Annotated in this window: 4 protein-coding genes; 1 reads left to right on the top strand and 3 read right to left on the bottom strand. The window is 29.1% G+C overall.

Translation table 11 applies throughout. From position 1 onward, the window contains the following. Positions 1–1,130 (bottom strand): MFS transporter (locus J7G74_RS00150; RefSeq protein WP_297130159.1); only part of this gene is annotated, 1,130 nt, incomplete at its 3' end. A gap of 175 nt (positions 1,131–1,305) precedes the next feature. Between J7G74_RS00150 and J7G74_RS00145 the strand changes: the two genes are divergently transcribed. Continuing rightward, positions 1,306–2,139 carry a helix-turn-helix domain-containing protein gene (locus J7G74_RS00145; RefSeq protein ID WP_297130158.1) on the top strand — a complete coding sequence of 278 codons (834 nt, stop codon included), beginning with the start codon at positions 1,306–1,308 and terminating at the stop codon, positions 2,137–2,139. Between the two features lie 374 nt (positions 2,140–2,513). Here the strand turns inward: J7G74_RS00145 and J7G74_RS00140 are convergent, their stop codons facing one another. Beyond that, on the bottom strand, positions 2,514–5,378 hold the full coding sequence (locus tag J7G74_RS00140) for an immunoglobulin-like domain-containing protein (protein WP_297130154.1): 2,865 nt from the start codon (positions 5,376–5,378) through the stop codon (positions 2,514–2,516). A gap of 65 nt (positions 5,379–5,443) precedes the next feature. Continuing rightward, positions 5,444–11,329, bottom strand: a complete 5,886-nt coding sequence (locus J7G74_RS00135; RefSeq protein WP_297130151.1) for a M60 family metallopeptidase — start codon at positions 11,327–11,329, stop codon at positions 5,444–5,446. Positions 11,330–11,712: the final 383 nt, after the last annotated feature.

The following is an 11,712-nucleotide window of genomic DNA, read 5'->3' as shown; positions in this document are numbered from 1 at the left end:
GCAGCAGCAAGCTTTCTAAAAAATGAATATGTAGAGTAAATCATACTTTCATTACGAGTTCCAGTTTGTAACTCTTGATAATCTATTGAATCATTTACCATAGCCCAAATTAATATTTGAAAGCCAGAAGCTCCTATATAACAAACACCATTGATTACTATAAACATCATTGGATTATCTATTGGGAAGAAGAATAAAATTCCGTATACTATTGCAGCAAAACCAGCACCATACATACACCATTCTTTTTTACCAAATTTATTAGCAACAAATTTAGTACCAACAAATGTAATTATTGAATAAACTGTACTCAACATTCCTGAAACAGCCATTATTTGTACATTACCAAAATAATCTTTAAATAAATAAGTATTTAATCCATTAACAACACTAGCTGATATCATACCAACTAAGCTAGCAATTATAACTCCAAATAAAGCTCTATTTTTTAAAATATTTTTTAATACTTCAAAGTAATTAAATTTTTCATTTTCTATATGAGGTAACTCAACACGTTCTTTACACCATACAGATGTAACCTGTAAACAGAAAACGCTTACACAAGCACAAATAATAGCTAATAGTAAAAAGTTTGAAGGAACAGGTACATTATCTTTGTATAAGAATAGTGGTCCAACGATAACTATGACAGTCATAAAAATAGTTCCACCTAAACTTCTATATCTTGATAAATCTGTACGATGGTTAACATCGTCTGTCATAACACTTGATAATGATCCAAATGGAACGTTTACACAAGTATACATAGCTTCATATAAAACATAAGTAATTAAAATATAAGCTAATCTTAAACCATAATCTAAATTGGAAACGTTTACAAATCCGATACACATTAATATTGCACACGGTATAGAAAATGCACGAATCCAAGGTATAAATTTTTTACCAGGTTTTGCTTTACGAGACTCTATAATAGCTCCAATTATAGGATCGTTAATAGCATCCCAGAATTTTGTTATTAACATTATTGTACCTACATGGATAGGATTAACCTTCAAAACTAATGTATAAAATACTGTTAAGAACATAGCTCTAAACTGTTCAGTACAACAACACCCCAAATCACCCAAAGTATATCCTATCTTATCTTTCATCGAAAACCTTTGCATAAGTTGCCTCCTTAATGATAGTTAAATAAAATTATCACAAATAAATTTAATAAAGTTATAAGATTTATCTGTAATTCTATTATGTCATATTGTAAAATAAAATTATATTCATATATTGATACAATATTAACAAAAATTGATATTTTAACTAAAATATAAAAAAGGGTGGGAATTAATGCTTGATAAAAAAGATTATTTTGTAAGTGAAATTAAATTTGACAATATAAAAACTAAAAGAATTAAATCAAATAAATATTATAAAATATTATTTATATTGTCAGGTAATTGTTATGTAAAACTAGAGAACAAATATCAAATATGTAGTACTGATAATATTATTTTAATAAGTCCTAATAATATTATTGATATAGAATCAAAATCAAAGCAATCTCTTGTAATATATGAACTAGCCATTACTATAGAATTACTAAATAAATTATCAGATGAAGAAATAGATTTAGTTAAAAGTTTTAATACTGTACCTTTTGAATGTTCAGTAATAGATGCAAATACAGAAACTAGTATGTTAATAAAAAATATATTAAAAAAGCTTGTATACATAAAAGATGAAAATTATCAATTTGCTGATAATCTGTATATTAAAAATACATTGTCAATAGTTCTAGTTCTAATACTCAGGTCATGTATATATGCAGACCCAAAGCAAAAAGCGAAAAAAAGTAAACCATTTTTAATCGATGATATTTTTTCATATATTAACAACCACATTACAGAAGAAATTTCCCTTGATCATCTTGAAAAAGAATTTTATATTAGTAAATTTCATATATCAAGAGAATTCAAAAAGGCTACAGGGCTGACATTACACCGTTATATAGTAAAAACTAAATTAGATTTGTGTAAAAGGCTTATAGAGGAGGAATATTCTTTAACAGATATTTCACAAATTTGTGGAATAGGAAGTTATAATAATTTATTCCGTGCATTTAAAAAAGAATTCGGTATTACACCAAAAGAGTATTACAATGAAGTAAAAAAACATAAATAATCTAGTCATTTAAAGTATTTTATAATCAGAAAGAATATGAATAAACGCTCTAAGATTAAGTATCCAAACAACAATATTATTTATCTTAGTATACTAGTATTATTAGACATATGAATAATTTTGCAAATACATAGAAAACATAACCAAATATAAATTATATAAAAATTCTTAAAATAAGAGTTGCGGTCTATAATGTTAAAATTTATTTATTATTAATATGGCTTATGAAACTGATAAATATATTTATCAGTTTTTAGTTATCATATAAAAAGACTATCTTCAAAATATGCAATTGTTATATGCTTAAATAACAATTTATACTTTTAGATAGTCTTTTATATATATTATAAATTGAATAATTTTTTATTTATTATCTATTTCTTTCTTTTCTTGTTTAGTACTAATCCACCAACTGCTGCTAATGCTATTCCAAGATATACTATAATTCCAGCATCTCCAGTCTGAGGAGTTGATACACTTCCTTCATTCTCTTCTTTAGAAGTTGTTTTTTCTACTACAGTTATTGTTCTTACAAGTGTATATATGTTTCCATCTTTATCTTCTACTGTATAAGTTAATTTATATTTTCCAGCTTTTGATGTGTCTATACTTCCTGATATCTTTATAGAGCCAGTTAAGTCTCCATCTTCTTTATCATATGCTGATACTCCAGATAATGGATCAAACTTATCTCCTACTGTTATAGTATCTACTGAACTTGTCACCTTTATTACTGGCTTTTCACCTTTAGTAACTTCATTTGTTTCTGTTTTTTCAGATACTATTATATCTACTGTAATTGAAGTTTCCTCACCTTGTGAATCTTTTACCGTATACTTTAATGTGTATGTGCCAGGTTTTGTTGTGTCTACCTTTCCTGATACATTTATAGATCCTGTTAAATCTCCATCTTCTTTATCATATGCCGATATTCCAGCTAATGGATCAAACTTATCTCCTACCATTATATTAGTATTTAGTCCATCTATAGATATAGTTGGTTTGTTATTTTCTGGTTTTTGAGTTTCATTATCTGATAATTTAGATAATCTATCATTTATTTCATCAGCATTATCTAAAGACTTACTTACTTTTATGTTTATGTAAGTATCTTCTGTAGATTTAAATAATCTAAATAATCCAGATTTATTCACTACCTTTATCTTATAAATAGTAAAGTTATCATCTTCACTAATAGAAAGTACTTTATAGTCTAATGATTCTAAATTATCTAAGAATTTATCTAACTTGTTCACAGTTACATCTTTTACTTCAAACTCTAATGGAGATTCTTCTGCTCCTGATCCAGACATTGGAGTTAATACGTCAGTATCTATTACATCTTTTACATATGATGGTACTTCATTATCTTCCTCAAAGTTTAATACATTAATAGTCATAGTATCAGACTTATTACTTCCGTCTGTAGTTAATGCTGTTAAAGTTACTTCTCCTTTAGCTTTAGCAACTATTCTTGCTTCATTCCCAATAATTCTTAATTCTGCTATTGATGAATCACTTATTTTCCAATCTATATCCTTTAAATCTGCACTTTCATTTACAGATGCAGTTATAGTTTTTGATCCACCTATATAAACTTTGTTATCAGATTTATTGTTTATAGTTATACTATCAGCTAAAACAATATCAGATTTAACTGTTACAGTTATTTCCTTAGTTGCTCTTGCTCCATCACTATCAGTTACTTCATATACTACTTTATAAGTTCCTGGCTTAGAAGTATCTACTTCATTCTTTGCAACCTTTATTGATTTTGTTAAATCCTTATCCTCTTCATCATGTGCTGTTACACCTTCTAGTGCATTAAACTTATCTCCTACTTTTATAGTTTTGTCACTTGCTGTAATTACTGGTGCTTTATTTATTGTACCTGTTTTTGGGTTTACCTTTACTGTACTTTGAGCTCTAGAAGTTTTTCCACCGCTATCTGTTGCACTGTATGAAACTTTATATGTTCCAGGTATATTAGTGTTTACATCACTTTCAACCTTTAATTCTATATTACTATCTTTATCATCCTTTACAGTAACACCGTCTTTTGGATTAAAACTATCTCCTACTTTTATAGTATGATCTTTAACACCAGATATAACAGGTACTTGATTTGCAGATACTATTAATGTTATTACTTTTTCAGCCTTGTTTCCATAAATATCAGCAGCTGTATATGTTAATTTGTAAGTAGTATCTTTATCTGGATCTAAGTTAAGATTTTTATCTGATTTAACAGAAACCTTAACTTCTCTTCCTTTTTTGTCTACCGCTTTAACATTTTCAAGTGGATTAAATACACTTCCTCCATCTAGAATAATATTTTCTAACTCTTTTCCATCCTTAGTTATAGTTGGAGGCTCTGTTATATTTTCTAAGACTACATTTACTTGTATTTTCATAGCCTCAGATTTTAGATTAGTCTTCTTATTAACTGCTTTAAGCTCTAACTCATATATACCTGGTGTATTTTTCTTAAATTCTTCCACTTTTTTACCATTTTCTAGAATTTCTAATTCTAAATCTGGTGTATTATCTTCATCGTTTAATTCTATACCTAGTTCTTCTGTTAACTTTTTAGTAGTTAGAACTTCATTTTCAACTATACTTATAGACTGCTCTCTTAATGTTATTGTTGGTACAGAAGCCATAGTTATATCTTTATTATCATGTGCTACACCTAGACCACTATACTCTTTATTTGTATTACTTACATACTTATATTCATTCTCCTTATTTGGAAGTACCTTGTATGTTTCAGAGTTATTTCCTGAAGTTTTCTTAACATCTAATTCAAATATTTCTACTTTATTAGATACTTTAGGCAATGAATCCCCAGATGTTATTAATACATCTATAGTGTTTTTATCTTTATTATAAGTATAATCTGTTAGTATGCTATTAGTTTTACCTGAGTATTGATTGTTCTTTAATCTTGTTTGAACTTCTTTTTCAACTAAATCTTTTATACTATTCTCTCCGTCTTTTAGTTGTGCTCCCTCTAACTTTATACTAAATTGAAGAGACTTAGGTATATCTTTTATATTATCTATAGCAACCTTTACTGTATCATTATCAACTCTTTGAACATCTAACTTTAATTTGTTTCCTATATCGGTATTTTTTTCATTAAGCATTCCAGGAACTGCGTAAGCAATAGCTGCAGTTGATGTTAATACCAAAGTAGATGCTATTGCAGCTTTTACTGATGGTTTCAATTTTCTCATGAGCTTATTCCTTTCTGTTTATCAAGAGACTATCTCAAAAGAGATAGTCTCTCATTTTTTATTTATTATCTATTTTCCGATGCCTTTTTTAATATTTCACTATTTATCGTTACAACTTTGTCATAAGAAGAATTTAATCCTCTTGTTTTATAGCTATTTAAATCTATTATTGGTAAGTTATTTATATCTATATCTACTAAGAAAGTATCACTTACTAATCTTTGACCAACTGGTGTGTTTCCATCTAGCTTATTAAATCTATATAGCTCAGCTTTTACCTTATTTCCTTCTATATTGCCTTCTTGAGCTTGTTCATCTGGTGTTATCCAGTATATCCAGTTCCCCTCTGCAACTTCACCTAACTCAGCATCTTCTCGTAAGTTAGCTAATAATATTACACTTGCACTACGTGCAAAGTTTTCATTCTTTTCATTTAATACTAAAGGTACGTTAAATGCAGGATCTCCTTTATATTCACCCATTACTAATATAGAACCTTTTGGTATAACTTGTCCTGATGCATATTCGTAATCTTCTTTTAATCTACCTACTCCATTTTTGTAAACTTGGTCATTGTTGTCCATTCCGATTTCTATGTTATCGCCTTGAGGTCCTAGTATATCAAGCTCTGCTATAGATATAGTAGACGCGCCCTTAGCAATTAACTTAACATATTTAGCATTATATGACCATAATTGACTATTACCGCTATCTCCTTTTTCATTGAAGTAAATTGTGTTCTCTCTAGTAGTATCAAATGTACCTGAGTGAGCCTTTGTCCAATTATTTCCATCTTCACTTACATAAACTTCATACTTACTTATTGGAGAATAAGTAACTTCTTTATTCTTGCTAAATAAATTCTTTAATGAGAACTTCTTCTTAGACGTAGTTCCTGGAGTATACTTAAGCCCAACTACAGACTTACTTCTATCCATTTCAACTGTTACATATGGATCTGCTTTATCTACTGCTTGCCCTTTATCATTAGTAGCTTTTGATGCATTGTATACTGTAGATTTATTATTATCTTTTATCTTGTTGATTGATCCATTCTCAACTTGTCCGTGTCCTGTATTTTCATCAGCAACATCTTCCGTACTTCTTGTGTTAGTATCAAACTTCCAATCAGATTTAGCTATGCTTCCATCATGACTTACTTTTACAGTACCTATTTCTGTTTCTTCAGTTACATTTAGGCTATAGTCATATGCTCTAACCTTATATCCAAATGTTCTATTATTTATTGCATCTATAACATCTACATATTCAGTTTCACTTCCATCTTGATTTCTTTCAACAAATCCTGTTGGAACCTCTTTAACTCCTTGTGAAGTAGCTTCTAGTTTTATTATTTCATATCCAAGTATCTTATCTTGATCCTTATCTGTGCTTAACTTAAGTGGCACTTCTTTTTGGTTTAAGTAAGTCTTATCAGTTATTTGCTTTCCATCTTTATCTAATCCAAATGAAGCTTTCACTTTAGTATCCTTAGCCATAACTATAGAGCTTTCATTGTTATTTTTATTAGCTTCTAATCTCTTTCTTCTAGCGTTATCATTTAAGTAATAAATTGCCTTATCTTCTTTTGGATAGCCTTGTTTGTCTAAGTATGCATCTGTCTTAGGACTAGCAACTATTCCCCACTTTTCAAAGAATTCTCTTAAATCTTTTCCTACTACATCTGAAGCTCTCATTATAAATGTTTGAGCTGTTTGGTCATATCCATCTTCTTTCTCAGCTATTCCCTTTTCTCTAGTAGTTCTATATAACTTAGCATAGAATGTATCATTACTTAAATCTTTATCAGTATTTAATTCTAACATCTTATAAGTATTATCATTATCATAAGCTAAATGTAGCTGCCAGAACATTACTAGTCTAGTAGATCCTGGAGCAAGCCCTACACTTCCTGATGTAACTTTCTTATATACATCATCATATCTATCTTCTACTCTAGATTCATCTTCATCATTAAATGTTTGAGTTATAAGTGCTAGTATGTTATTTGTAACTTCTGCATAAGTTAAACCATTTACATCATGAACATGTCCTATTTCATGGTTAATACCCCATCCAAATAAACTTCCGTTATCCTTATTTACTAAGTTTCCATTATCATCAAACTTAAATGGCACACCTTTCATCATACCTGCTACTGAACCATATCCTATACCTACATGATGACCACTTGCATACATAAATGCTCCTGTAAACATTCTTTGGTATTTAATATTTATACGGTTTTTAGGTGCTTTATTCTCGTTAAAGAATGTTTGCTCACTTTTTCCGTTAAGCTGTTCTAAAGCTTTATTAGTTATTTTACCATCTCCATCAAAGTCAATTGGTGACTCAAGTAATCCTTGTTGTACATAAGACACCTTCATTAATTGCTCCCAAGCAAGCATAGTATCATATAATCTATTTACTTGCTCTTCTTCAGTAGATAATCCTTCTGTTATACCCTTAAGTACTTGATCTGCTGCAAGAGAAAGTGTTATTCTATCTCCTTCTATTTCTGTACTATTTAAAATAGAAGTCTCTGGATCATATGTGTAAATATTATTTATCTTATCTCCTGTCTTTGGATATCTATCTGGTAAAGTACTTACATATGTTTTCAATTGTCTTATATAAGTTCTTATAGCTTCTTTCATTTCAGCTTCTTTATCTGCATCAATTGTAACATCATTTACATTTAAATTATTTAAGTTTAAGTGAGGTATTTCTGTTCCACCACTTACACGAACTTGTACTTTTTGGTTATCATTATAATCGCTAGCAAAGCTTAGGTATAAGTTTCCACCCTTTTCATAATCCATATCAAATGCTGATTCTGGTATAGTTATTTCATTTTTACCTACACTTAACTGTTGGCTATAAGTTTGTACAGCCGTTCCACTTTCAGCATAGTGCTGAGTTATTGCAAGATTAAATTTAGAATTTTTATTTTTGGATCCTATGTATATATTAATTTTGTCACCTGGTTTTACAGCTACACCTAAAGCTTGATAATTATTAGATTGACCAATTGTATTTTTAGTATTTCTTATTTCAGAGTCAAGATCTATTATCTTATCATTTAATTTAACATCCTCTAGTAAATCTTGTGCTCTTTTTAAGTCAGATAATATTTGAGTTTGATTAGGATGATATTCCATACTTACTGCATCTATTGTTTTAGCTCTTTTTGTAAGTTCATCTACCTTTTCTTGAGTAACATCATCGCTTAACTCTAACATTAACTCATCTTTAAATAAGCTATCTACATCATCTTCTAAACTATCATACTCATAGAACTTCATCTCAGATATACTCATATATCTTCCATACTGTGGATAAACTGATACAGCTACTCTAATCTTCTTAGTTGTAATAGGCTTATCTAATGTTATATTTACAACTTTTTTATCATCAGTTTCTCTTCCACTTGATCCTACAGTTTCCCATTTCTCTGTAGTATCATTAAAATACTGTACTGATGTTTGATAAGTAACTTCATGTTTATCTAATCTTCTTATTACTTTTAATTCTTTTATTGTATATTCTTTGTTAAATGTTACAATAGGTCCATTTCCACCAAGATCCCAATCGTTATACTCCCATACAGTAGTATAATCATTATCTACAACAGCATCTTCATCAGTTGCAGTTCCTTTTGGATATTCTACGCTTACTATATTTTGTGTTTTTTCATTTACACCATTAGGCCTATTTATAAGCTTATAATTATGCGTAACTGGTGGTGTCAACTTAGTTGTAGCTCCTAAATAAGTTTGAGATAACCCGCCTGTACCATGATGGTTAGTAGCTGTCATTTTTATTTCATAAGTAGCTTCATCTTCTAATCCTGTTATTTCATATGTTGTAGCTCTTATTAATTCGTCTTTATCAGTCTTTTCTTCTGGTTTTAAATTTGCTACACCATCTGGTATATCATTGTTAGGGTTAGTATCTACATACTTAGGATTATTAGGATCATGTGCCTTTATCCAAGCACCGTCGCCACCAACTTTTCTATAGTATAAGTCGTAGTCTTTAGCTTTTTTATGACTCTTCCAACTAACATTAAGTTTTCTATATCCACCTTTTATTGTTATTCCTTCTGGACCTTCTGGAGCAGTTTCTGGTATAACTTGAAGTTCTATTATAGAATCAGCTCCAAATTTATTTCCATTTTCTCCACTAGCTTTGCTGTCTAAATTACCTGTTTTAGAATTCCATGCTTGTGGATTATAGTTAGTATCTACGTTATCAGGTACTCCATCTTTATCATTTGAGTTATTACCTAAGTTAGTACTTCCAACTGTCTCTGCATTATATCCATCTTGATCATCCTTATATCCACTCTCCCAGTCTCCAGAAAGTGATTGTATACTTACTCTATATATAGAGTATCCGTTTATACCTTCTATTTTTAATGAGTTTTCACTTGTTTTATAAGTACTTGTAGACTTAACATTCCCTTTATCATCTAACTCTTCAACCTTTAACTCATATCCACTTACGTTAGTTTGATGATCCCAACCAAATGCCATAAATTCGTTACCAACTGCTGTTGCACTTGTAAAATTATTTATAACAGGTACATTCATCTTAGGTTGTGGGATTTCTTTATAAACATTATTTAAAAACTCAACCTTACTTATTTCTGCTAAGTTTTTATTACCTCTACTTCCAGTTACATTTATAGTTATCTTACTTACTGCAACTTGCTTTCCTAAATCCACAACTATTTCATCTTGAGACTGTCCATTTCTAGCTAGTTCACTTGATTTTTTAATATTTTCTTCAGTAAACTTAAATGGTAAATCTTCTCCTGGTATAACTATCTCACCTTTAGTTGGTGCATTTTCACTTGGAGCCTTTATAACTATCTGCTCTATAGTTTTAGCTTGTCTAGATGTTCCTGCTAAATTTAACTCCATTGATATAGGATTTCCTTCACTTACAGGAGCATCCGTTGATGTTTCTAATGAAACAGTAGATCCATTATCTTTCAATAAATCCTTTATATCTGAACCTTCACCTAATTTTATTGATTCAGGTAATTTAATATCTACATTATCAGGATTTATAATTTCATCTGTATCAAATATTTCTTTTTCTTTAACACTGCTACCAATATTTTGGTGAACATAAGTTAAATCAGTTATGTCTATTTTTCCATCTCTATTTAAATCAAATTTCTTAGTATTTGACTTAACTGCTGAAGATGACATACTCTTTATTTGAGCTTTTAATTCATCATAATCTGATTGAGTTATTAAGCCCTTATCATCAATATTTCCTGCTAAAAATACTCCTGGGTAATATTCTTTTATATCATCAGTTTCATCTTCTGTACCCTTATCATCTATAACAATTGTATTATCACTTGTTCCTAGTAACACTCTCTTTGAGTATGTTGTTACATCTATGTTATCTACAGTTGTAGTTAAATATCCATCTCCAGATAATTCAAGTGAATACTCTCCTAAGTCTAAATTTTCAAAAGTTAAGTGATAGAATGATAAATCTTTTTCGCCATCTTTTAATACTTTCCTTTTACTATTAAGAGCTTCTAAAGTATAAGATATACCTTTGCTATTAGATCCATTTTTTGTATCTGAACCTAGATTAACAGTTTCAATAATCTCTGCTCCCTTTTTTAACTTTACTGATATATTTGTTGTTTCTTTATTTGTATATTTTATAGGCATAGAAAAGTTTAAGTCTAACTCTAACTTACCTGTTTGCTTATATGTACTTTTATCTGTTGTTTGATTTTTTATTGACTCTTGTGTCGTTTCCTCTACTGATTCCTCAGTAGAAACCTCTTCTTTTTTATCTTCAGTTGAAGTTTCTTCTTTTACTTCATCTGATTTTTCCGTATTACCATTATCTGTGGCAGCTTCTGTTGATTGTGACACATTTTCTTTACTAACATCAATGTCTTGTATTTTCAGCAAATGCAATACCTTGCATTTGACCTACAATCAAACTAGCAGCCAGTGCACTTGATATTTTTCTCTTCATCCCTAGAATCTCCTTTGCTAATGATTAAATTAGTAAACAAAATTATAATTTCTATTTAATATTATTAAAGTATAATAATATTATTATCATTATACTTAAATTTGTCAATATTTGTATTTTTTTGAAAAATATAGTACAATTTTACCCAATTTTGGGATTAATAAACTTTTTGGAGTCATAATTATCTATATATTGTGATTTCAGTATCTGTTTAAGGAGCTATTTGGACGAATCAATTGAAAAATATCATATCTCGTTAATTAACTATATTAAAAAAATCACTCTTGATTATATCAGAGTGATTTTTTTTAATATT

Source organism: Terrisporobacter sp. (assembly GCF_017888745.1).
Taxonomy (GTDB): Bacteria; Bacillota; Clostridia; order Peptostreptococcales; family Peptostreptococcaceae; genus Terrisporobacter.
The sequence above is the reverse complement of the archived record's forward strand: the minus strand, read 5'-3'. Positions and strand labels throughout refer to the sequence as shown.

Bases quoted from the DNA above. Each gene is read 5' to 3' on its own strand.
- J7G74_RS00140 (WP_297130154.1), bottom strand. From the start codon at position 5,378: ATGAGAAAATTGAAACCATCAGTAAAAGCTGCAATAGCATCTACTTTG.
- J7G74_RS00145 (WP_297130158.1), top strand. From the start codon at position 1,306: ATGCTTGATAAAAAAGATTATTTTGTAAGTGAAATTAAATTTGACAAT.